Below are 23,018 nucleotides of genomic sequence, written 5' to 3' on the forward strand. Positions count from 1 at the left end.
GTGACGATTGCTTCTCAATGCTGAGATACAGTAAAGCCCATCACAGAGGACGGGCTTTAGTCTTAATTTCCACGAATCACTGGGTGATTACCGGAGCAAGTGAAGTGTGTTTGGCTGTTCTTTTGTCTCTCTATGAAGACGTGTCTCTTTTATCAAGAGTCTGAAATAACTAGGCAGTTTTGGTTACGCCTTTTGCTTCTTTCTCTTGTTCTTCATCAGCTAGGTCGATATCGCCTTTGCCTTTTGAAATCTTGATAACGTAAGCCGTAATCAGTAGAGATGACACCACGCCTACGATTGTTGATATTTGCATAGGTAGCCCAAACCCCAGTTGGCTATTGTTTAAGATGAATGTGATACACACAGACGTCATGAAGATAGCTGGAACTGTTGTTACCCAGTGCAGTTTGTTGTGACGAAGTAGGTAAGCAGAAGCCGTCCACAGCATCATTACCGCCGTTGATTGGTTAGCAAAACCGAAGTAGCGCCAGATAATACCGAAATCTACTTGAGTCAGGATGCCACCAAGAACGAATAGCGGTAGTGCCATCAGTAGGCGGTTGCGCAGTGTTTTCTGTTCCATGTTGAAGTATTCAGCAAGGATAAGACGGCTTGAGCGGAACGCTGTGTCACCAGAAGTGATTGGTAGGATAACCACGCCAAGGAAAGCAAGGATACCGCCAAATACACCCAGTAGACCAAATGAAGCGCTGTATACCACGTTACCAGGGCCGCCGTTTGCAATCGCGTCAGACAAAGACTCAACTGAACCAAAGAAAGACAGAGCAAGGGCACACCAGATTAGAGCGATAATGCCTTCACCAATCATTGCGCCGTAGAATACAAAGCGACCGTTCTTCTCATTTTCCATACAACGCGCCATCAAAGGAGACTGAGTTGCGTGGAAGCCAGAGATAGCGCCACATGCGATGGTGATGAATAGAGCAGGCCAAAGTGGTAGGTCATTCGGGTTCATGTTGGTGAACATGTCGCTCATCTCAAAGCCACCCATGATTTGGTGTTCGTCAGATAGACCAATCGCCGTGATTAAGCCAACAGACATAAAGATAAGCAGCGCACCGAACAGTGGATAGAAGCGACCAATGATTTTATCGACAGGGACAATCGTTGCGATGATGTAGTAAGCAAAGATGATAACAACCATCGTTGTTGCAGACATCGCGAAATCAGTTTGGTCGTTCACTAGGTTAGTGATCATGCCTGCAGGAGCAGATACGAATACCACACCAACAAGAAGCAGTAGAACAATGGCAAAGATGTTCATAAAGTGTTTTGCGCCATTGCCTAGGTAACGTCCAGTGATGGTTGGAACTGAAGCGCCGCCATTACGGATAGATAACATACCTGAGAAGTAGTCGTGTACTGCACCTGCGAAGATACAACCTAGCACGATCCAAAGCATTGCTGCTGGGCCGTAAAGGGCACCCATGATAGGGCCGAAGATTGGACCTACACCTGCAATGTTAAGCAGCTGAACTAGGTAAACCTTTGGTGTTGACATTGGAACGTAGTCCACGCCATCTTGCTTGGTATGAGCGGGTGTTTGGCGCTTTTCATTGATACCGAAAATCTTCTCGATAAAGGTACCGTAAATAAAGTAGCCACCAATGAGTGCTGCAACACAGGTAAGAAACCACATCATAATTTGTTATCCCTGAATGTATTAATTAAGTCAGGGTGTATATTAAAGGAGTCGATGAAAAGAAACTTCCGCTACGGGAGTGAGTGGTCGAATAGTCAATTTAACGGTGCTATGAATGATTGAGTGGTTTGCTACGTTTGTAGAGCGGTTGGTTATTCGTGTTGAGAAGTGTCTTGCTTCTGGCAAGTGGCGGCTTATCAGCTTTAAGCGGTAGCCAATAGATATCAGTGGCAGATAACAGACATAAGTGGACATCAGCCAGTGTTCAGCGGAGAATCACCACAAAGGCAACGCTTGGTCAGGAAGTGGCTAGGTAAATATAAAGGACTGAAATGAAAAAAATAATCGCATTATTCGCCGTGGCATTTAGCCTTGCAGGATGCAGCGCCAATATTCAAGATTTAGCGGCAGAAGGTAACTGGCAAGAGATTGGTTACCGTGACGGTATTAAAGGCCACACTCAGCGTTCGTATTCGGAGATGAGTGAGCTTGGCGCAGTCGATCAAGCGAGTTACACCGAAGGTTATCACCTAGGTGTGACTGAATATTGTAATCCGAACCATGCTTATCAGATTGGTTTATCTGGTCAGGTGTATGAAGGCGTGTGTTCTGGTACGGAAGACGCTCAACGTTTCCGCATGGAATGGCAACGTGGCTGGGATGAGTTCTCAAATGACTATTAAGCCCAAGCTAGCGATAAAAAATTAAAACTAAAAAAGACCAGTACCGCGTGTGTACTGGTCTTTTTGTATGTCGCGAGCGTGACGCTCACAACAGTATAATACCAATCGTAGTAAATAACTGTTCATCCTAGCTGGTTAAAACACTCGATAACATCGTTAGAAATTTTGATTGTAGAATAACTACTTATCGAAAATTTCTGCCTTGTTCTCAAGCATTTTTCCTGCGCTATTTATGATCACTTACTTACTGTGATTGGTATCAGCAGATTACTGATTATTCTCGACGGCTTTTCTCAAGAAGCCATTTTGCTTATCAAGTTGTGCTTTGGCTAACTCTAAATCTAGCCCTGTTAGAATCATCAAAATAGATAACTTCACATCGTAATCAGTCGTTTTAAGTGTCGACACTGCCAGTGCTTTGTCACACTCCGTCGCTTGGATAACGATACGAGCTGCGCGGGCAACCAACTTTTCATTGGTCGCTTTTACGTCGACCATCAGATTTTGGTAGATCTTACCGATACGAATCATGCTCGCAGTCGTCAGCATATTAAGTACCAGCTTTTGTGCTGTACCTGATTTGAGTCGTGTTGAACCAGTCAATGCTTCTGGGCCAACGACTGGGCTAATTGCGATCTGTGCGATCTCGGCAATTGGAGAGCTAGGGTTACAAGACAATGCAACCGTCACCGCACCGATTTGATTGGCATAATTAAGGGCACCAATCACGTAAGGTGTACGGCCACTGGCTGCGATACCGACCACAACATCGTTTTCTGAAAATTGAATCGCTTTCAGATCTTCAATACCAAGAGTCAGCGAGTCTTCCGCGCCTTCTTTGGCTTTTAAAATGGCTTCTGGGCCGCCAGCGATTAGGCCGATAACCATTTTGTCTGAAACACCGAAAGTCGGTGGGCATTCTGAGGCGTCTAACACACCTAATCGACCACTGGTGCCTGCGCCCATATAAATCAGTCGACCACCGTTTTGAAAGGCATGAGCAATTTTATCGACCGCTTTCGCGATCTGTGGCAGTTCTGCTTCAATCGCCAGTGGGACTTGTTTGTCTTGTTGGTTAATCTTTTCAACCACTTCGAGAGAGGTGAGCAGATCAATATCCATAGTATCAGGGTTTCTCCCCTCCGAAACGAGGTGCGAGAGCGCTGATATGAGAGCGTTGTTACTCATAATGATCCTTAAATGGTGATTCCAAAATGATGGTTCTAAAGTTGTTTAGCCAGCACGATAAAGAACGCCTAGAGAGGCCGCCCTGCTTGCGCCAGTCACTTCTGGTAAGTTGCTTGGCAGTTGATGAACATGACGCTGAGCAAGCCACGCAAAGGCCATGGCTTCCATATAATCGGCATCAACACCTTTACTGGTGGTCGACGCTACTTCCCAGCTAGGAAGCAGTTCAGCCAACCTTTTCATTAACAATGGATTTCGTGTACCACCGCCACACACATAGAGTGCAGGCTGCTCACCCAAGCGATAAGTCTCCACTTCATTGGCTATCGTCAATGCGGTGTACTCACAAAGCGTGTGCTGAACATCTTCTGCTGCAAGGTCTTTAAATTCTATTAATTGTTGCTCTAGCCAAGGCAGGTTGAACAGCTCTCTGCCAGTGCTTTTCGGTGGTATCTGAGATAGATAAGACTCATTTAACAGCTGTTCGAGCAAGGCTTGATTGAGTTGGCCTTTAAGCGCAAACTGCGCATCGCGGTCAAACTTCTCTCCTGTGTGCTTATCTACCCAAGCGTCCATCAACATATTGCCAGGGCCTGTATCATAACCGAGTGTTGGCTGATTTGGTCGCAGCACCGAAATATTCGAGATACCACCAATATTCAACACCACAACTGAGCTTTCTTGCGGGTGAAAAATAGTATGGTGGAAGGCGGGGACTAATGGCGCACCTTGCCCACCGAGTGCCATGTCTTTGCGTCTGAAATCGGCGACCGTTTGTATCTCTGTTTTAGCAGCAATGATATTGGCATCACCCAACTGCATGGTAAATGGCGATTCGCCGCTTGGCTGGTGGAATACCGTTTGACCATGATTACCAATGGCCGTCACTGAAGATGCTGGAGTTCCTGATTTTTCGAGAAGTTGCAGAACCGCGTTAGCAAATAGATGGCCAAGCTGGTGGTCAAGTTCACCAATGGCAATCAAATCCGTTCTCTGGCCAAGACAGACTTCAAGCAGACGGGCTTTGATATCTTCAGGCATAGGGAATTCATCATGATCAAGCAATGTGATACGAGTGCCTTCTATTGACACTAAAGCCGTATCAACGCCGTCCATACTCGTGCCTGACATCACGCCAATATATAACTCTGACTTCATTGTTCATTTCCTAAGTTGAGCATGTGGATCTTCTGGTGAGCGATAACTTCGGCACCATCCTGAGCGTTACCTTGAATGTCTAAAGCGCGAGCTTGAAGCCCTTGAGAGAGCTTAGAACGATAGAATTGTCCTAAGCTTCCTAAAAACATAATTGGTAAGCTGTTGTTTTCTGAGCATGTTCGTGTGAGCTTCTCTATTTCTTCAATACCTTGTTTTAATATGGTACTTGCCGTTGAGCAGCGCTGTTCTATATCAACGAGCTCTCGTGCAAATTGCGCATAATCGGTCGCATTGGCCGTGTTGAGCCACTTTAGAATGTCACTACGTTCGCTGCCTATTTTATTCATGACAAGCAGGCTTGTTAAAGAGGAACGTTTGTCATCAAATTCGGCTAGAGTTTGCTGCACCGCTCGAAATCCAAGCCAAGCGCCACCCCCTTGATCGCCAATCGGGAAACCCCACCCGCCAAACTGATGAGTCACATGTTGGTTGTCTAACTGAATGGCAACTGAACCGGTCCCAATCGCAATGCAGTTAACGCCTTGCCCTGCGTTAGCACCAAACACTGACGCTTCAGCATCGGTTGTCACATATAGGTGTGGGCAGTGGGCTAACGCCGATTTTAGCTTGGCTTTTAAATGACTATTTCCAGCACCAGCAACGCCAACCACAATATAGCACTGTTTGGCTTTAATCTGATTCACACTCAACATTTCCTCAATATAATGAGTCAGTTGAATGATTGCCGCCTCACCATACAAGGTCAATGACGTTGCCGCTAAAGTACGTTCTTGAATGACACTTGGTGTAGTTGATATTTGCTTCAGTCTCATGGCGGTTTTGGTTCCACCGCCATCGACTGCCAAAGTATGGGTAATCATTGGCTAAACCGTTTGTAGTTTATTAACTTCTTGAGTCTGCTTCTTACCTAGAAGGCACACGATTAATGATACAAACGTGCCCACGCAGAGTTGATACGGAAAGGCTAATCGAACACCCACCCAATCCGCGTTAACCGCGCCCATCACACTGTCCCACACATAAGCTTGCATCAGTAATGTCGTTAAGAAGCCTGCCATTAGAGCTAAAGCGACTGAAGTTTCGTTGCCGCGTTCAGTGAAAATCGCCGTGAAGTAGACGCCCAGTAATCCGGTGTAAGCAAACACCATCACACTTAAAGCGAACGATAACAGTGGCATGTCTGTGTACTGTTGCCAGTAGTAACAAAGGATACCCATGCTACCTAAGGCTACGGCCGCTGCAGCCATTCCAAATCGGCCAGCTTTCACGTAATGGAAGTCATCTTGTTCTCCTTTACGAGCTTCTAACCAAGGTTTGTAAATATCTTGTACCGCAACCGAAGACATCGAGTTTAAGCCAGAGTTTAGTGTTGATAGTGCCGCGGCAACCACACCAACCGTTACTAAGCCACGAAGACCTGCAGGCATTTCATTTAATACGTAGTACATGAAGATCGTGACGTTTTCGCCATTAAAATTTTGCACGACGTCTTTGCCTTCAACACCCATCAGTTCAGGTCTTTGGTAGAAGACATACAAGAGTAAGCCAATCGACATAAATACCAACACGACAGGAATCGAGAAGATGATTGAGTTGATCATCGCCTTTGAACCTTGCTTGGCATCCTTACAAGTCAAAACGCGTTGAGTCATGTCTTGATCAAGACCAAATGCACCGATGTTTAACAAGACAAAACCAGTGATACATGCCCAAAAACTGAAGGTGCCAGCAGGGCTAAAGTCGAGCGTGAAATCGAGTAGAGTCAGCTTCGAAGATTGTCCTTCACCCGGGTTAGTAAGTACCTGAGCAATTTGGCTAAAGTCGGCAGGGATCTGACCCAGTAGGTAGATAATTACCGCAATAGCTGCACCGACATAAACAACGAGTTGGATTAAGTCACTCCAGATCACGGAACGAATGCCGCCCATATAGGTATAAGCGAGGCCAACGGCAACAAGAATCACAACAGAAGTGACTACGCTGCTTGGGTCTATGTTGGTAAATAGAATCATGGATACTGCGATAGCTGCCATGTATAGGCGCGCACCAGAAGCAAACACACGCCCGACTAAATACATGACACCTGCACGCTGTTTGGTCTTCTCACCAAAGCGAACTTTCAGCAGTTCGTAAACGGTAGATACTTTGTTTTTGTAGAAGCGAGGTATTAGGACTAATGCGACAAAGACAGCCCCAATAATTCCACCAATGTTGGTCGCTAGGTAGGTAAGATCACCACGGTAGCTAGACTCTGGCCCTCCTAAGAACGTCGCTGCAGATTGCGAGGTTGCCAGTACCGAGATAGCAACAACCCACATCGGCATTGAGTTACCACCTAAGAAATAGTCTTTGGTACTTGTGATTTTTGTTCGGCTAAAGTGCCAACCTGTAAAAGCGATAATGGCGAAATATATCGCGAATACCGCCCAGTCCAGTGAGGTAAATAGTGAATTCATAGCAGCTCCGTAGCATGAATAGGGTAGAGGGTGTTTATTGTTATTTTTTTCAGAATGTCAGTTTGAATAATGAGTTTCAAAATCTATTCCTTGGTGGAATAGTGACCAATGGTTTTCTTTGACAGTGATCCCAGAAGGTTGTGTTAGCTATTCCAAACGGCAGAATGTGAAGGAATAATTATTCCAATCAAAATACAAAACTCGTTATGATAACGAGATGCGGTCAGAGGGAAGGGGAAGAGCGTTTAATGAAAGGCATTGCGAAAGTTAAAGCGTTATTACCAAAACTCTCGCCATCAGATTCGCTGGTGGCTCGTTACGTATTGGATCATCCACAACAAGTTAAGCAGCTCTCGTCTCCTGAGTTGGCTAAAGCGGTAGGCGTGAGCCAGTCGACGATCGTAAAGTTTAGTCAGAAACTCGGTTACAAAGGTTTTTCTGAGATGAAGATGAAGCTCTATCAGAGTGATATGACTTATCAACCTGTATCCCAGCGCGGGATACATGGCACCATCACCAGAAAAGATCCGCCTGATACCGTGATGGACAAACTTCTTGCAAGTAAAACACAATCGCTTGAGCGTACCGTGTTATTAAATGAAGGCGAACAGCTGAGCAATGCCGCTGATTTACTGCACCTTGCTAATAAGGTACAAATCTCAGGAGTGGGCGCATCGTCTCTAGTCGCCAAAGACTTCGCTTACAAACTGATGAAAATAGGCCATGCTGCAAATGCAGAGCAAGATGCCCATATTCAGATTGCTAATGCTGCTTCTCTCTCTGAAAATGATGTCTTGGTTGCGATTTCCTACTCGGGAGAAACCAGAGAAGTGGTGAAGGTTGCGCAGCTGGCGAGGTCGAAAAGGCCAAGGTGATTGTGATTAGTCAATTATCTCCTTCTGCTTTAGACAAATATGCGGACATCAAACTTATCTCGGCAGCTGACGAAAATCATATTCGCAGTTCATCGATTACTGCTCGTGATAGCCAGCTTTTTATTACTGACTTGTTGTTCATAGCGTTAACTCAGCAAGAAGAGCAAGCCGACCAATTAATTGAACAAAGTAAATCTGCAGTAGCGGAATTTAAGCAATAGAAGGAAATTTTATGGGACCGTTGTGGGTTGATGTTGCAGGCTACGAACTGACCGCTGAAGACAGAGAAATTTTAGAGCATCCAACCGTTGGTGGTCTCATCTTATTTACTCGAAATTATCACGATAGCAAACAGTTATCGGCGTTAAACAAAGAGATCCGTAAAGTTGCCAAGCGTCCTATTTTGATTGGTGTTGACCAAGAGGGAGGACGAGTACAACGCTTCCGCGACGGCTTTTCAATTATCCCTGCCGCGCAAGAATTTGCGGCCAAGAATAATGGTGAGCAGTTGGCAGAACAAGCCGGTTGGTTGATGGCTGCGGAATTGATTGCCCATGATATCGATCTGAGCTTTGCGCCAGTCTTAGATAAAGGTCACGACTGTAAGGCGATTGGTAGCCGAGCATTTGGTGAAGATATCGATACTATTGTTCGTCATAGCAGCGCTTTCATCAAGGGCATGAAGTCGGTTGGCATGGCGACAACAGGCAAGCACTTCCCTGGACACGGTGGTGTGATTGCTGATTCGCACCTTGAAACGCCTTACGATCCTAGAGACGATATCTTTGAAACCGACATGGCCATCTTCAAGGCTCAAATTGAAGCTGGAATATTAGATGCGATGATGCCTGCGCACGTGGTTTTTTCGCACTATGATGATCAGCCAGCGAGTGGCTCTGAGTATTGGTTGCAGAAAGTATTGAAGCAGCAGCTTGGGTTCAAAGGCTTGGTGTTCTCTGACGATTTAACGATGGAAGGCGCTGCCATAATGGGCGGACCAGCCGATAGAGCGAAAGCTGCCTTGAATGCAGGTTGTGACATGGTGTTGATGTGTAATAAACGAGAGGCACAAATTGCAGCTCTGGATCACTTAGCGATTCAAGAGGTGCCTTTAGCCAATTCATTGCTTAAAAAACACAGCTTTGATTTGTCGATGCTTCACTCGGATGCTAGGTGGAAAGAGACCTCAGAGACGATCAAGCGAATGCTCGGCAGTGAGTGATAAATAAACACATAATAAATTTAGATAGGGCGATATGAGAAATATCGCCTTTTTTGTATGTGCGGGGCGTGGTTTAGGCCTTTTTATTTCTCTGAACAAGTTAAAGTAAATGTGTAAATTAATATTTACATCAAATGTTTTTTTTAATGTACACTTGAAATCGTTTTTTTAGCTGTTATTGTGTTTTTAAAGATTGTTAGCCCAAATGGAAATGTTGGGTGTAAAAATAAATATACAGGTTGAGTTATGCAGAAAAGTGAATTAAGCAATGTCAATATCATCGACGAACAGGTACTGATTACTCCTGAAGAGTTAAAAGCAAAACTGCCTTTGAGTGATAATGCTCGTCGTTTCATTCAAGAGTCTCGTCAAACTATCGCAAACATCATTCATAAGAAAGATCATCGCATGCTTGTTGTATGTGGCCCATGTTCTATCCATGACATTGAAGCGGCGAAAGAGTACGCGAAACGCCTAAAATCCTTATCTGAGCAACTTAGCGATCAACTGTATATTGTTATGCGTGTTTACTTTGAGAAACCTCGTACCACTGTCGGTTGGAAAGGTTTGATCAATGACCCGCATCTAGACGGCACTTTCGATATTGAGCATGGCCTGCATGTTGGCCGTGAGCTACTTGTTGAACTCGCTGAGATGGAAATCCCACTAGCGACTGAAGCATTAGATCCAATTAGCCCGCAATACCTAGCAGATACCTTCAGCTGGGCGGCGATTGGCGCACGTACTACTGAATCTCAAACTCACCGTGAGATGGCAAGTGGTCTTTCAATGCCAATCGGTTTTAAAAACGGTACCGATGGCAACCTAGGCACTGCAATCAATGCAATGCAGGCGGCTTCTTCTAGCCACCGTTTCATGGGTATCAGCCGCGAAGGTCAAGTTGCACTACTAACAACGCAAGGTAACCCAAATGGTCACGTGATTTTACGTGGCGGTAAGCAGACGAACTACGATTCAGTATCGGTACACGAATGTGAGCAAGAGCTGGGTAAATCTGGTTTAGAGGCAGCGCTAATGGTCGACTGTAGCCACGCGAACTCTCGTAAAGATTTCCGTCGCCAACCTTTAGTTGCAGAGGATGTGATTCACCAAATTCGTGAAGGCAACAAGTCGATTATCGGCCTGATGATTGAAAGCCATATTAACGAAGGAAATCAATCTTCGGATATACCTCTCAATGAAATGAAATACGGTGTATCTATAACCGACGCGTGTATCAATTGGGATTCAACTGAGGCACTATTGAAACATGCACATACGGAATTAGTCCCGTTCTTAGAGAACCGCTTGAAAGGTTAGTCAGAGTTTTAAATTTAAGTGCCTCATCTAATGGGGCATTTTAAGATCTGTTGCTAACGAACCTGCGTCAGTGCGGGCTTTTAGATTAGTACGGGCTTATAGATTAGTAAGGAATAAAATGGCCGTTGAACTGAACGAATTACGCGACCAAATCGATGCTGTCGATAAACAAATGCTGGATTTACTGGCTCAACGCCTTGCTCTGGTAGAGAAAGTGGGCGAAGTAAAAAGTGAACATGGTTTACCTATTTATGTACCAGAGCGTGAAGCGGCAATGCTGGCATCTCGTCGTCAAGAAGCCGAGAAAATAGGGGTTCCACCACAGTTAATCGAAGATATTTTGCGTCGTACCATGCGTGAGTCTTATGCCAGTGAGAAAGATTCTGGCTTTAAGTGTCTTAACCCAGAGTTACGTTCAGTGGTTATCGTTGGTGGTAATGGTCAACTTGGTGGCTTGTTTGGTCGTATGTTCAAACTGTCTGGCTACGAAGTGAAGATCCTCGGCAGCCAAGATTGGGATAAGGCCAACGAAATCTTAGATAATGCGGGCCTTGTGGTTGTTACGGTTCCAATTCACCTAACGGAAGGTGTGATCACTAAACTAGGTAATCTACCAAGCGATTGTATTCTATGTGATTTGACGTCAATTAAATCTAAACCTCTGCAAGCAATGATGAACATCCACCAAGGCCCAGTGGTTGGATTGCACCCAATGTTTGGCCCTGATGTTCCTAGCCTTGCGAAGCAAGTGATTGTTTACAGTGATGGGCGGGGTTCTGAAAGCTACCAATGGCTACTGAATCAATTTGGTATTTGGGGCGCGAGCCTTTGCCAGATGGATGCCGCTGAGCACGATCACGGCATGACCTTGATTCAAGCACTACGCCACTTCACCTCTTTTGCTTACGGCTTACACCTGAGTAAAGAGAACCCGAATATTGATCAGCTTCTGAAGCTAAGCTCGCCAATCTACCGACTTGAGATTGCGATGGTTGGTCGTCTGTTTGCTCAAGACCCGAACTTGTACGGTGATATCATTCTTTCTTCGGATGAGAACATTGAGATGATTCGACGCTTCCATAGCTGTTTCGGAGAAGCGTTAGAAATCCTAGATGGCAAAGATAAGGCTAAGTTTGTTGAGAGCTTCAACCAAGTGAGTGATTGGTTTGGTGATTACTCACAACAATTCTTGCAAGAAAGCCAAAGTCTTCTAAAACAAGCACATGACTCGATTCATCGTGGTTAATACCGATTTGAAATCATAAAAAAGAGCGACCAGATGGTCGCTCTTTTTGTTTGTGCTGAACGCCATGAAAGCATTTGGCCTACTGTAGGCTAAAAGCAGTTCGATCATCATAGGCCAAATCAACAGGTTCTAGTTAGCCGTGTCTAGTTAGTCGTAATGGGTTTCTTACTATCTTCACTCGATACGGTGTCTATGGTCGAACTGATGTAAGGCACGTTTGTCAGGTTGATTTGCAAGCGAACCACATTATCAATCAACTGAACCAGCGGGCCCCACTTCACTTTATTTTCTTTTTCAAAAACGTAATTGAAGTTTTCAGGCGTCCAATCCATCAGATATTGAGGGTTCAGTGAACGACCAAGGAAGCGTACTTCATAATGTAAATGTGGACCGGTTGAGCTACCGGAGTTACCACAGCTTGCAATGACATCGCCTTTGCTCACAAATTGCCCGCTACGTACTTTGAATTTCTGCAGATGAGCATAAGAACTCATGAAACCAAATGAGTGGCGCATGGTTATGAAGTTACCGAAGCCTTTGTTACTTGGGCGAACCGTTTCAATGACACCATCTGCGGGGGCTAAGATGTCTTCACCACGCTTACACGTCAGGTCGATGCCTGTATGAACGTGGCGTTTACCTGTAATAGGGTTAGTGCGGCGACCATAAGAAGAAGAGATTCGTTGATAAGCCATAGGGCTGTCGTTTGGAATCAAACGGAACATGGTTGCTCTTACCGCTGAATCGATGGCTGCGGCATCAATTCTGTCTTCTAAAGAGACATCATCGGTCAGTAGTTCTTCGTCAGCAAGGCCAAGTACCGACTCAACGTCAAATACACGCTTACCAAGCAGTTGAATCGTGCCTTCTTTCTCTGTCAATGTTTGCGATAGAGAATGATTGGTATCAACTTGTTCAGCATAAAGAAACTCGGTTTGTTCTTTTTCAACAATCAGCGTCTCAATTAATTGTTGGGCATCGTTCGCTTGCATCGCGAGCTCTTGTTGGGTTTCAAAGTGCATGTATGCAGCGCCGCCAATTAATAGCGGTACTGAAAAAATCGCAGTGGTGCACATGAGCACGGCTTTTCGGCCGAAGTAAAACGTCTGTTCCCCCTGACTAGAGGGAATAGTAATGGAAACTTTTTTAGACATGGTTCTGTACTAATTAGATGCTTTTAATAGAAAAAAGGTAACTGAGATCTTATTCACAACCTAAGTCGGTAAGGTGCTTAATCTCTCTATAAAGCAATTCATCGTCGCCAACATTAAGTTCCACAAGGCGCTTAAGGTGACTGATACTATCAATATCTAAATGCTCTATGCGTAAACGCATTGAGGTATTGATGGTAGAGACTATCGTTGCTTCTAACTGAATATTGATATTACTGTTTGTCAGCGTAAAGCTGACCTGAACAGGAACATTGTCGCTGAGTTGTTGTAATTCATTACATTGAATGAGTAGGCCATGAAGAGATAAGTCTTGTATCGATCCAGATATGTTTCCTTGTCCTTGTGACAATTCTACTGGGACTTGATAAACAACTCGTGAAAACTGACGTCTTTCTATCATAACGAATATCTCTATATCAATGTGTAATACGTAATTCAGATATATCAAAGGCCGCTATTATCGCGGCCTTTGTTCAGAATACAAGCTAATTTACTTAGCTATACGCTTGTACTTGATGCGGTGTGGTTCCGCCGCTTGAGCGCCCAGAGTCTGTTTTAGCCACTCCGTGTACTCAGTGTAGTTACCTTCGTAGAAGTTAACTTGACCTTCATCACGGTAGTCTAAGATATGGGTTGCAATACGGTCAAGGAACCAACGGTCATGCGAGATAACCATTGCACAGCCAGGGAATTCAAGCAGTGCTTCTTCAAGAGCACGTAGCGTTTCAACGTCAAGGTCGTTGGTAGGCTCATCGAGTAGCAGTACGTTACCGCCCGCTTTTAGCAGTTTCGCTAAGTGAACACGGTTACGCTCACCACCAGAAAGCTCACCGATGATCTTCTGTTGGTCGTTGCCTTTAAAGTTGAAACGAGAACAGTAAGCACGCGCAGGGATTTCGAAGTTGTTGATCTTAATGATATCAGCGCCTTCAGAGATCTCTTGGAATACTGTCTTAGTGTCGTCCATGCTGTCACGGAACTGATCAACAGAAGCAAGTTTAACGGTTTCGCCTAGTTCAACTGTACCTGAATCTGGCTGTTCTGCACCGCTTAGCATCTTGAATAGTGTTGATTTACCTGCACCGTTGGCACCAACGATACCGACGATAGCGCCTTTAGGCATGCTGAACGATAGGTCGTCGATAAGAACGCGATCACCAAACGATTTAGTCAGGTTGTTCACTTCAAGAACTTTGTCACCTAGACGCTCACCTGGCGGGATGAACAGTTCGTTGGTTTCGTTACGCTTCTGGTATTGACCTGTCGTCAGTTCTTCAAAACGAGCCATACGAGCTTTAGATTTAGCTTGACGGCCTTTAGGGTTTTGACGAACCCATTCAAGTTCTTTCTCGATTGTCTTTTGACGTGCGCTTTCGCCCGCTTTTTCTTGCTTTAGACGCTCGTCTTTTTGCTCTAGCCAAGACGTGTAGTTACCTTCCCATGGGATACCTTCACCACGGTCAAGTTCTAGAATCCAGCCAGCAGCGTTGTCTAGGAAGTAACGGTCGTGAGTAATCGCCACAACAGTACCGCTGTAATCGACGAGGAAGTGCTCAAGCCATGCTACTGATTCAGCATCCAAGTGGTTGGTTGGTTCATCAAGCAGCAGCATGTCTGGCTTTTCAAGAAGTAGGCGACAGATAGCAACACGACGACGCTCACCACCGGATAGGAATTCAATTTTCGCATCCCACTCAGGAAGACGAAGTGCATCAGCAGCACGCTCTAGAGCTGTCTCTAGGTTGTGACCGTCTTTTGCTTGAATCAGTGCTTCTAGTTCGCCTTGCTCTTTAGCAAGTGCATCGAAATCTGCATCTGGTTCTGCGTAAGCTGCGTAAACCGCATCAATACGCTTAAGTGCGTCAGCAACGTCAGAAACCGCTTCTTCTACGATTTCACGAACGGTTTTTGATTCGTCTAGTACAGGTTCTTGCGGTAGGTAACCTACTTTAAGACCTTGTTGTGCACGTGCTTCACCATCAATATCAGTATCAATACCAGCCATGATACGTAGTAGGGTAGATTTACCTGAACCATTTAAACCCAAAACACCGATTTTAGCGCCAGGAAAAAAGCTAAGAGAAATGTCTTTAAGAATTTGACGCTTAGGTGGAACAGTTTTGCTCACCCGAGACATGGTATATACGTATTCAGCCATTGCCGATCGATCCTAATTATTGTTCAAAATTGTCTGCTATTTTATACCAATATCCTCAAAGATGTTACTCCTAGGAAAGAAAAGCCACTCTTGAACGAATCCTTACCTATTATTGTCACATTGGTCATTAAAACTATATTTAATAGGCTTCTGAGGCGAAGTGTTAAATATTAATAATATTTACACTCAAATCCTTTACATTTGATGTGAGGTCGGGCGTAAATAGATTTCACGTATTCATACACGCACTAAGGAAAGAGCGAATGTTTTTCCGAATTGGTAATACGAAAATTGCTGTGGCTGCATCGGCAATTTTGTCTTCATTTTCACTGGCTCCGATGGCTTTAGCGAGCAATGCATCCGAGCTTGAAATGCAGCGTGATGTTTATGATAGAGCGCAAGAGGTTTTAGACAACCATGATCTAAAAGCCTACTCCGCGCTACGTAACAAGATTCAAACATATCCTTTAACACCTTATACAGATTATCGAGCTTTTCTTATTGGCTTAGGAGAGCGTACACCTGCTGAGGTGGATGCTTTTATTGAACAGAATAAAGCACTGCCATTTTCTAATCGCATGCGCGCACCTTATTTGGATTCATTGGCTTTTCAAAAGCAGTGGAAGACCATCCTTGAGTTTCAAACTAAAGAACCTGTTGGTGAAAAATACCAATGTATCTATTACCGAGCGCATTACGAACAAGGCAATAAAGAGCTTGCTTTTAAAGGGGCTAGGCAACTTTGGTTAAGTGGTCGTGGTGTTGATGACGCCTGTGATCCTCTGTTTGAGAGCTGGGATCAAGCGGGTTTAAGAACGGATGAGCTGATACTAGAAAGGATGCTGTTAGCGTTCGAAGGTCGTAGCGGTAAATTGATGACTTATCTAATTAAGCAATTGGATAGTGATGAGTCAATTGCCCAAGCGAAACAAATGAAGGCGTTGTACAACAAACCTGAGGATGTTCTCGCGTTCGCTAAGAAGCACCCTGAGAATGAATTTTACCAAGCTCAAACCGAGTTTGGTTTCGAGAAATTGGCAAGGAAGTCAGCAAGCAGTGCTCAGGAGGTGTTTGATGAGGTCATCAAGGCTCAGAAGTTCTCGAAAGAGAAATCTCAAGAGCTTGCCGATTACCTAGCATTTCGTTTGATTAATACGGATTCTGAAGAGTTGATGGCGTGGCGAGACAAAATACTCGTGAGTTCATCAAAGCAAGTGTTGCTTGAACGACGTGCTCGTTTAGCTATTCAGCATGCAGATTGGACTGGCTTACAAGAGTGGATAGCGCGCTTGGATGATAAACATCAAGCTTCGCTGCGTTGGCAATATTGGCAGGGCAGAGCTGAGATTGCGTTGGGTGATACTGCCAAAGGCAACAAGCGACTAGCCGATATTTTAGGTAGGCGTAATTTTTACAGTGTCGCGGCGGCTAAACAGTTAGGTAAGCCCGTTCAATATCCGACATCAGTACTCAAATACAATGCTGAGATGATGAAGCCGTTCGACACCTCTTTGGTTCGTATTGGTGAGTTGATTGACCGAGATAAAATTGCGGCAGCGAAGAGTGAATGGCGTTGGTTATTAACCAATGCGGACAAAGATCAGAAGGCGATGTTTGCTGCCCATGCCGCGACACAGCGTTGGAATCACTTAACAGTAACGGCGAGTATTGCAGCGAAGATGTGGGATAATCTCATTCTGCGTTTCCCTGTTGCCCATAAATGGTGGTTTAATTTCTACGCCGAAAAGCACGATATTGATCCCATCACTTTAATGGCTTTATCGAGACAAGAGAGCGCTCTGGACTCAGAGGCACACTCTCCTGTTGGGGCCCGTGGTATCATGCAAATCATGCCGAAAACGGCTCGATACACGGCTAATAAGCATCAAATTAAGTATCAGGGTAGCGATGATCTTTATGATGTTGGCAAGAACATTGAGATTGGTAGTCACTATTTAGATGGTTTACTTTCTCAATACGACAACAACCGTATTTTTGCTTTGGCTGCTTACAATGCCGGACCGAGCCGAGTGAGGCAGTGGCGTTCGCGCAGTGACGAAAAGCTCGATGCGTATGCCTTTATTGAAATGATCCCTTTTAAAGAGACTCGTGGTTACGTCCAAAACATCTTGATGTTTGAAGCTTATTACCGAGATATCTTAGGAGTGAAGGGGACATTCTTAGCTCCTCATGAGGTAAAAACGAAATACTAATACTCGGTGCTTTGTCCTAAATTGAGTTGTATCGAAAGCAGTGAGTGCGAACCATTTGCACTTACTGCTTTTTTACATTGGATTACATCAAGTGTTTAGGTATAAAGTGTTGAACGCTTTTAATCATTAAGCGAATACTTAAAGTCATAATTTTAAAGTAAGTGTAGAGATATGGCATCAAAACCTGAATATGATAATTGGCAACAACTAATGGACTTGGTAAAAATAGCGGCTGAAAAAGATCAGCATGAGTTGTTGTTGACCATGATGATGACCTCTGACGAACGCGATGCTTTGGTTGCTCGAGTAAACATCCTTTGTGAACTTATGAAAGGGGAGATGTCTCAGCGTCAAGTGAGCCAAATGCTTGGAGTCGGTGTGGCGACGATCACAAGAGGCTCGAATGAGTTAAAAGCCAAATCTGAACAAGAGAAAGCCGCTATTGCCGAACTATTGCTGAAGTAAATATTGAATAATGTCAGTTCGAATTTAACAACAAACGCTAACGAAATGTTAGCGTTTGTTGTTTCTATATAGCACTGTTTGACTTCTTGAGGTTGTAATGAGGGGTATTCGTATGATTAGTTATCGGAGAAATGTTCAGGGTTTACAAATGGGATCAATGCTAAGATCAAAGCCTGATGATATACCGAACTGCGCGAGAGTTGGTTGTGTGTCAGCAGACCAATCGCCCCACCTTTTTGCTTGATGTTGTCTGTACCGAAGACTTCATCCATTACATCACCTAACTCGTTTGCATGTTCTAGCTTCTCAAGTACCGCAGGTGGCAGCATCAGACTTGCCGAGCGTGACTCTCCACGCTGACCATTCGCTTCAATCACCATCCATGCAAAGGTAACACTGCCTTCTATTCCAGCTTCTAGACCGACATAGAAATCCGCATCCGACTGCGCTTGAATAGCGTTGTGCACGCGGTTCACTGCACCTTGATAGGTTTCATCATTGCTCATGGGTTGTTCAGCAACCCCGCTGGGTACGCTAACACCGATAAATTCGAATTCAGTATTAGGAAAAGCAGACAAGAACGCGCTTTTAACAGCGTTAACTTTAGCTGGGTTCAGTGATGCAATAACGACGGATTTCATGTGTTGGATTCTTACTGTTATGGATTAGACTGAGTTGATGCTGTCGGTACCACTCATGCAGTTCTTCTAGTGGCATGGGTTTACCAAAGTAATAGCCTTGCAGCATATCGCATTGTGCTTCTTGCAACCACTGATGCATATCTTTTGTTTCTATACCTTCGGCTGTTACCTTTTTGCCTTGAGCATGGCACAGCCCAATAATCGGTTTCACGATGTTTTGATTATCGGTCTTAATCAAGGTATCCAAAAATGCTTTATCGAGCTTAATTTTTTGAGTTGGATACTGCACCAGCTGAGTGATAGAGGTGTAACCAGAGCCAAAGTCATCAATCGCTAATCGGTAGCCCATCCTAGACAGCTCGTTGAGCAGTGGGAAGCCTTGAGAATTTGAATAAAAGGTTTCCGTGATTTCAAAATCAATCAAGCTTGGCGGAATAGTATTCATTTTAGCCTGTTCATCAATGAATTCAGCAAGGTGTGTGGTTTCAATCCCGGCTGAAGATAAGTTAATCGACAGTTGAATTGAATGGGTAAATTGAGCCTGAAGTCGATGAAAAGAAGCAAAGGCATTCTGTATCACCCAGCAATCAACTATCTCAAATAACCCTGTTTGCTCGGCAATAGGAATGAATTCATCGGGCGGAACTAAACCAAGCTGCTTTGAATGCCAACGTAGTAAGGCTTCAACGCCAATAATATGGCTTCCGGTTGAATCCATATAGGGCATATAAACGAGTTTAAATTCATCATCAAAGTTTTTGTCTCTGAGTGCGCGTTCAATATTTGCTTGGCGTTGAATCGCTTTGTCTAAATCTCGTGAATAGTCAGCAAATTGGTTTTTACCTGCACGCTTGGCTTGATACATAGCGGTATCAGCATTAGAGAGTAACTTTTCAATCGAGTAACCATCGTTAGGATACGTTGCAATGCCGATACTGACCGTAATCGGGAAACTCCCAGACTGAGTAACAAAGCCTTTTTGCAACGGGATGAGTAAGTCATCAGAAAACCTATGGGCGATGTTTCCTTTGTCAGTTGGAGCGTTAATGTACACTACAAATTCATCTCCAGAGAGTCGTGCGGGCATACAATGAGCATCGAACTCTGTTTTATAATGAGTACAAATAGCAGAGATACGCTTGGCAAAACAGACCAGTATCGAGTCACCGATTTGATGTCCGTATGTGTCGTTTACAAACTTGAAGTTATCCAAGTCGAAATAGAGTACCCAAGTTTCGGTATTCGAGCCGGGTTTCGGGAGAGATTGCTGAACAAAGGTTTGAAACTGATGTCTGTTCGCTATATGGGTTAATTGATCATTTTCTGCTAAGAGCTTGGTTTGTTGGTAGGTGTTATCTAGCTCTTGGTACATGTCATAAAAACGCTGTGATAGGCGACCAAGCTCATCGCGAGTGCCTAAGCGTTCAATGTTCTTGCGCTGTTTTTTTTCTACTTGTTGTAACTGTCGATCTAGCCGTGTTATCGGAGTAATAACATTGCGAGATAATAGTATCAGCAGTAAAACGACAGTGATAAATGCAGATAGTGCAAATGATAAACTTAGCTTGTTCCAAATGGAGTCAAGCTTGTTCTCTAATAGAAACTGCGCAGGATCTACTGTGGCATATAGTTCAGGCGCAAGTTTTATGGAATGGGTAACCCCATTTTCTAGAGAAACCGCAATTGGTGTAAAAAACAGGCTTGTTTGATAGTCGAACTCTATCTGTTTTCTCAACGCAGTAAACTTGTCGAGTGAGACGGATGCGACAACAAAAAACACATCGTTGAATTGGTTACTTATGGTTGGGGAGGCCATTTCATTATCTAACATCTCATAGTGGACCAACATTCCCTCCCCTTGAGAGTTTTGTATATAGTTGGTACTCGATGTCTCTAAGGTATCTTGATAATGTTGATCAACGAACTCCAATATATTTTCATCAATCTGAGCTAAAGAGTCGTCACTATTGTCAGCGTAATAACTGAGTTTACGATCGCTATCGAGTATCGCTAATCCAGTATAACTTTCATCGCCATCTTGTAAGAAATATATGGCCTCCCTAAGGTTATTGACCAGTTCAAGATCGCGAGATAAATTTTGTTCAGTGAGAAAGTAACGTTTCACCATGTCACTTTGGGTCAAGGTATAAGCGTAACTATGTAGAAATGACCGAGATTGTCGAAAATGCCCGGCTAACTTCTCCATGTTGAGCTGTAGAACGTTGTTTTCACGTTTAATGAAGCTGTTTTTCTGAGTTGAATAAATAATATAGCTAGAAGCAGCGGCACTGATCAGGATCACAGGGGCTATCAGTAGTAATATTTTAGTACTTAGCTTCATAGTTAATGACAACACTATTTGTAATTTAGCGCTTGAGTTTATGTTACTTAATGTTCACTCGCTATTAATTAAACGTAGTTCGATGCATTCCTGTGAAGGGAATTAGATTTTTGTTCTATTGTTAGTAATATCATGAATGAAAGACGTAATTGGATAGCAAGATTTGCGAGGTGAGGGATACCTTCAGGCCTGAGAACAGCCTGCTAACGAATAACTAATTGAGATATAAACAAAATATCACTTCTGTCTTTCGCCCAATATGTTCAGTTATTGCGTTAGCTGCGATCTTATTTTATTTATTGACCTACAGTAGGCGAAATACTCCGTCTATTACTAGTAGATGAATGCTTACGATAACTTAACCTGAGTCGCTTTGATGTTTTCACTTGGGTAACAACCCAATACTTTCAAGTGACGAGTAATGGCTGTCAGTTCGGTTATTGCTTGTTGCATCTTATCTGAATCCAGGTGTGCTTCTAAATCTACATAGAACATCTCTTCCCACGGGTTACCCATGATAGGACGAGACTCCAGTTTAGTCATATTGATACCTAAGCGCTGTAAAATCAGTAGAGTTTCGACTAAAGAACCTGCCTCTTGAGAGGTCGACATGATCAGTGTCGTTTTTGCAGGGATTTGAGTCGACACTTCAACAGGTTTACGAGCTACCACGATGAAACGAGTATGGTTTTCAGTTTGGTTTGCAATATTGCCTTGGATTGCTTGTAGGCCGTAAAGCTTACCGCTAGATGCATTACCAATAGCAGCAACATCATCGTCATCTAGCTCTTTCACTTTTTTCATTGCATCAGCGGTGCTTGCGCATGACTCGAGGTTCACTCCTTTAAGACGACTTAAAAATTCGCTGCATTGCTGATGGGGCTGTGGGTGCGAATAGAGTGTTTTGATGTCTTCTAAACGGATATCACTTTTCGCAACAAGGCAGTGCTCAATAGGCTGAGAAAGCTCACCAACGATGTAAAGCGTCGTGTGTTGTAGTAGGTCGTAGACTTCGTTGATTGACCCTGAGCTGGTGTTCTCAATCGGTAGGACACCGTAGTCGGCATGACCAGACTCTACTGTTGATGCGACTTCTTTGAAGTGATTACAGTTCAGCTCAATCAATTCCATATTCTTGCGACTGAAGTATTCGCGACTCGCAAGGTGCGAATATGATCCCTTAGAACCTAAAAATGCAACGCGAGCCAATGGTTTACGGCTTTGCGGGTTCGCTAGGTTTTGTAAGTATGACTGCTGTAGTAAAACGGAATCTTCGATGATAGTGTGAAACAGCTTGGTAATGTACTGTGCATCAAGTTCGTATTTATCTTTGCCGTTGTTGATCAGCTTAACTAATAGTTGCTGCTCTCGTACTGCATCACGAACTGGTTTTGATGTCTCTACCTTGCTTTTAGCGACTTCGATACTTAGCTTGCGACGCTCCGAAAGTAGCTTCAGGAGTTCGTCGTCTAAATCATTAAGACGAAGGCGGATATCATCCAGTGAAATTGAGCGGTCAGTCATAAATGTGTCCTTATAAAAAAGCCTCCCTAGTGTGGGAGGCTTCTTGTTCGTTTTTGACTTGTTTTTCTAAAACGACTTAGCCTCCGATTTACGGAAGAAAAAAGAAGTCAAAAATAAACAAAGATTGAGTATGCATAAAAAGTGATTGTTTTATGAATGTTTAAACACAATAAGCAAGCGAGCAACAAGCGTCAAGCAAAAAAATAGCGCCCTGAGGCGCTATTTTTTAATCTGTTATCTTTCCTTATTCTACTTCAGCTTCTAGCTCTTCGATTTCAGGCTTGTCAGCGCGGCGCGCTTCTGGTTTATGGCGTAGCTTGTTGAGTTGACGCTCTAGTTTTTGTTCCACTTCGTTGATCGCTACGTAGAGGTCGTCATGAATTGATGAGGCAACAAGTTGGCCTTTTGGTACGGTTAGTACCGCTTCAAATTTCTTCTTCTTGTTTGGTTCTTCGCTAAAGCTCGCTTGGCAGCCAATGATGTCTACTTGCCATTTATCCAGCTTCTTAAATTTGCTTTCTATGTGATCACGGATTGCAGAGGTAATGTCGATGTTTTTACCAGTGATGTTCATTTTCATAGAAGTTTTCCTCTGTTGTATCCCTCATGGGTTAACTTCAGATTACGACTTTCAGGAATAAAGAATGTGATCTAGATCTTATTTTGGCTGGG

General features: G+C 43.9%; 18 protein-coding genes, 1 pseudogene and 1 other annotated feature. Of the genes and pseudogenes, 7 read left to right on the forward strand and 12 right to left on the reverse strand.

All coding sequences use genetic code 11. The annotated features are described in order from the left end of the window. Positions 1 to 169: 169 nt before the first annotated feature. The gene (locus tag WR49_RS10230) at positions 170 to 1,663 is read right to left on the reverse strand and encodes a carbon starvation CstA family protein (RefSeq protein WP_046223917.1); all 1,494 of its coding nucleotides are present in this window, start codon (positions 1,661 to 1,663) and stop codon (positions 170 to 172) included. 332 nt (positions 1,664 to 1,995) lie between these two features. Here WR49_RS10230 and WR49_RS10235 point away from each other — a divergent pair, with 332 nt between their 5' ends. After that, the gene (locus tag WR49_RS10235; protein WP_046223918.1) at positions 1,996 to 2,346 is read left to right on the forward strand and encodes a DUF2799 domain-containing protein; all 351 of its coding nucleotides are present in this window, start codon (positions 1,996 to 1,998) and stop codon (positions 2,344 to 2,346) included. Between the two features lie 267 nt (positions 2,347 to 2,613). Here the strand turns inward: WR49_RS10235 and murQ are convergent, their stop codons facing one another. From murQ to WR49_RS10255, 4 genes are read right to left on the reverse strand one after another with little or no spacing between them, the layout of a single operon-like run. Further along, positions 2,614 to 3,534: an N-acetylmuramic acid 6-phosphate etherase gene (gene murQ, locus WR49_RS10240; protein WP_032547889.1), complete on the reverse strand. Its 921-nt coding sequence runs from the start codon at positions 3,532 to 3,534 to the stop codon at positions 2,614 to 2,616. Between the two features lie 45 nt (positions 3,535 to 3,579). Further along, complete coding sequence (locus WR49_RS10245) at positions 3,580 to 4,692, reverse strand: anhydro-N-acetylmuramic acid kinase (protein WP_017056138.1); 1,113 nt, start codon at positions 4,690 to 4,692, stop codon at positions 3,580 to 3,582. After that, positions 4,689 to 5,573: a BadF/BadG/BcrA/BcrD ATPase family protein gene (locus tag WR49_RS10250; protein WP_046223919.1), complete on the reverse strand. Its 885-nt coding sequence runs from the start codon at positions 5,571 to 5,573 to the stop codon at positions 4,689 to 4,691. The genes WR49_RS10245 and WR49_RS10250 overlap by 4 nt, the downstream gene beginning before the upstream one ends. Positions 5,574 to 5,576: 3 nt before the next feature. Continuing rightward, positions 5,577 to 7,169 (reverse strand): sodium:solute symporter, encoded by a 1,593-nt coding sequence (locus tag WR49_RS10255; RefSeq protein ID WP_046223920.1) that lies wholly within the window; start codon positions 7,167 to 7,169, stop codon positions 5,577 to 5,579. 248 nt (positions 7,170 to 7,417) lie between these two features. On the opposite strand from WR49_RS10255, the pseudogene WR49_RS10260 reads away from it, so the two are divergent. From WR49_RS10260 to tyrA, 4 genes and pseudogenes are all read left to right on the forward strand, one after another. Further along, a pseudogene (locus WR49_RS10260) lies at positions 7,418 to 8,265 on the forward strand (MurR/RpiR family transcriptional regulator). Between the two features lie 11 nt (positions 8,266 to 8,276). Further along, positions 8,277 to 9,266 carry a beta-N-acetylhexosaminidase gene (nagZ, locus tag WR49_RS10265; RefSeq protein WP_046223921.1) on the forward strand — a complete coding sequence of 330 codons (990 nt, stop codon included), beginning with the start codon at positions 8,277 to 8,279 and terminating at the stop codon, positions 9,264 to 9,266. A gap of 246 nt (positions 9,267 to 9,512) precedes the next feature. After that, positions 9,513 to 10,586 (forward strand): 3-deoxy-7-phosphoheptulonate synthase, encoded by a 1,074-nt coding sequence (locus tag WR49_RS10270; protein WP_017056143.1) that lies wholly within the window; start codon positions 9,513 to 9,515, stop codon positions 10,584 to 10,586. Between the two features lie 118 nt (positions 10,587 to 10,704). Then, positions 10,705 to 11,832, forward strand: coding sequence for a bifunctional chorismate mutase/prephenate dehydrogenase (gene tyrA, locus WR49_RS10275; protein ID WP_046223922.1), 1,128 nt, complete (start codon positions 10,705 to 10,707; stop codon positions 11,830 to 11,832). 143 nt (positions 11,833 to 11,975) lie between these two features. Here tyrA and WR49_RS10280 read toward each other — a convergent pair whose 3' ends face one another. From WR49_RS10280 to ettA, 3 genes are all read right to left on the reverse strand, one after another. Continuing rightward, a complete protein-coding gene (locus tag WR49_RS10280) occupies positions 11,976 to 12,986 on the reverse strand; it encodes a M23 family metallopeptidase (protein WP_046223923.1) in 1,011 nt (336 codons plus the stop codon). 49 nt (positions 12,987 to 13,035) lie between these two features. After that, complete coding sequence (locus WR49_RS10285; RefSeq protein ID WP_017056146.1) at positions 13,036 to 13,404, reverse strand: PilZ domain-containing protein; 369 nt, start codon at positions 13,402 to 13,404, stop codon at positions 13,036 to 13,038. Positions 13,405 to 13,494: 90 nt separating this feature from the next. After that, entirely contained in the window at positions 13,495 to 15,162 is a 1,668-nt protein-coding gene (gene ettA / locus WR49_RS10290; RefSeq protein ID WP_017056147.1) for an energy-dependent translational throttle protein EttA, read from the reverse strand. A 263-nt stretch (positions 15,163 to 15,425) separates the two neighbouring features. Between ettA and WR49_RS10295 the strand changes: the two genes are divergently transcribed. Beyond that, on the forward strand, positions 15,426 to 17,375 hold the full coding sequence (locus tag WR49_RS10295) for a transglycosylase SLT domain-containing protein (RefSeq protein ID WP_046223924.1): 1,950 nt from the start codon (positions 15,426 to 15,428) through the stop codon (positions 17,373 to 17,375). 171 nt (positions 17,376 to 17,546) lie between these two features. Further along, positions 17,547 to 17,840, forward strand: a complete 294-nt coding sequence (trpR, locus tag WR49_RS10300; protein ID WP_017056149.1) for a trp operon repressor — start codon at positions 17,547 to 17,549, stop codon at positions 17,838 to 17,840. A 116-nt stretch (positions 17,841 to 17,956) separates the two neighbouring features. Here trpR and yjjX read toward each other — a convergent pair whose 3' ends face one another. The 4 genes from yjjX to hpf form a co-directional block, all read right to left on the reverse strand. Continuing rightward, complete coding sequence (gene yjjX / locus WR49_RS10305) at positions 17,957 to 18,481, reverse strand: inosine/xanthosine triphosphatase (protein ID WP_017056150.1); 525 nt, start codon at positions 18,479 to 18,481, stop codon at positions 17,957 to 17,959. Next, a complete protein-coding gene (locus WR49_RS10310) occupies positions 18,444 to 20,822 on the reverse strand; it encodes a bifunctional diguanylate cyclase/phosphodiesterase (RefSeq protein WP_017056151.1) in 2,379 nt (792 codons plus the stop codon). The genes yjjX and WR49_RS10310 overlap by 38 nt, the downstream gene beginning before the upstream one ends. Before the next feature lie 348 nt (positions 20,823 to 21,170). Further along, complete coding sequence (pheA, locus tag WR49_RS10315; RefSeq protein WP_017056152.1) at positions 21,171 to 22,346, reverse strand: prephenate dehydratase; 1,176 nt, start codon at positions 22,344 to 22,346, stop codon at positions 21,171 to 21,173. Between the two features lie 12 nt (positions 22,347 to 22,358). Beyond that, positions 22,359 to 22,480, reverse strand: a sequence feature (Phe leader region). Between the two features lie 110 nt (positions 22,481 to 22,590). Next, positions 22,591 to 22,926: a ribosome hibernation-promoting factor, HPF/YfiA family gene (hpf, locus tag WR49_RS10320; RefSeq protein ID WP_017056153.1), complete on the reverse strand. Its 336-nt coding sequence runs from the start codon at positions 22,924 to 22,926 to the stop codon at positions 22,591 to 22,593. Between the last annotated feature and the right edge of the window lie 92 nt (positions 22,927 to 23,018).

The sequence above is a fragment of the Vibrio sp. ECSMB14106 genome (assembly GCF_000972265.1).
Lineage (GTDB): Bacteria > Pseudomonadota > Gammaproteobacteria > Enterobacterales > Vibrionaceae > Vibrio > Vibrio kanaloae.

Bases quoted from the DNA above. Each gene is read 5' to 3' on its own strand.
- WR49_RS10230 (WP_046223917.1), bottom strand. From the start codon at position 1,663: ATGATGTGGTTTCTTACCTGTGTTGCAGCACTCATTGGTGGCTACTTT.
- WR49_RS10235 (WP_046223918.1), top strand. From the start codon at position 1,996: ATGAAAAAAATAATCGCATTATTCGCCGTGGCATTTAGCCTTGCAGGA.
- murQ (WP_032547889.1), bottom strand. From the start codon at position 3,534: ATGAGTAACAACGCTCTCATATCAGCGCTCTCGCACCTCGTTTCGGAG.
- WR49_RS10245 (WP_017056138.1), bottom strand. From the start codon at position 4,692: ATGAAGTCAGAGTTATATATTGGCGTGATGTCAGGCACGAGTATGGAC.
- WR49_RS10250 (WP_046223919.1), bottom strand. From the start codon at position 5,573: ATGATTACCCATACTTTGGCAGTCGATGGCGGTGGAACCAAAACCGCC.
- WR49_RS10255 (WP_046223920.1), bottom strand. From the start codon at position 7,169: ATGAATTCACTATTTACCTCACTGGACTGGGCGGTATTCGCGATATAT.
- nagZ (WP_046223921.1), top strand. From the start codon at position 8,277: ATGGGACCGTTGTGGGTTGATGTTGCAGGCTACGAACTGACCGCTGAA.
- WR49_RS10270 (WP_017056143.1), top strand. From the start codon at position 9,513: ATGCAGAAAAGTGAATTAAGCAATGTCAATATCATCGACGAACAGGTA.
- tyrA (WP_046223922.1), top strand. From the start codon at position 10,705: ATGGCCGTTGAACTGAACGAATTACGCGACCAAATCGATGCTGTCGAT.
- WR49_RS10280 (WP_046223923.1), bottom strand. From the start codon at position 12,986: ATGTCTAAAAAAGTTTCCATTACTATTCCCTCTAGTCAGGGGGAACAG.
- WR49_RS10285 (WP_017056146.1), bottom strand. From the start codon at position 13,404: ATGATAGAAAGACGTCAGTTTTCACGAGTTGTTTATCAAGTCCCAGTA.
- ettA (WP_017056147.1), bottom strand. From the start codon at position 15,162: ATGGCTGAATACGTATATACCATGTCTCGGGTGAGCAAAACTGTTCCA.
- WR49_RS10295 (WP_046223924.1), top strand. From the start codon at position 15,426: ATGTTTTTCCGAATTGGTAATACGAAAATTGCTGTGGCTGCATCGGCA.
- trpR (WP_017056149.1), top strand. From the start codon at position 17,547: ATGGCATCAAAACCTGAATATGATAATTGGCAACAACTAATGGACTTG.
- yjjX (WP_017056150.1), bottom strand. From the start codon at position 18,481: ATGAAATCCGTCGTTATTGCATCACTGAACCCAGCTAAAGTTAACGCT.
- WR49_RS10310 (WP_017056151.1), bottom strand. From the start codon at position 20,822: ATGAAGCTAAGTACTAAAATATTACTACTGATAGCCCCTGTGATCCTG.
- pheA (WP_017056152.1), bottom strand. From the start codon at position 22,346: ATGACTGACCGCTCAATTTCACTGGATGATATCCGCCTTCGTCTTAAT.
- hpf (WP_017056153.1), bottom strand. From the start codon at position 22,926: ATGAAAATGAACATCACTGGTAAAAACATCGACATTACCTCTGCAATC.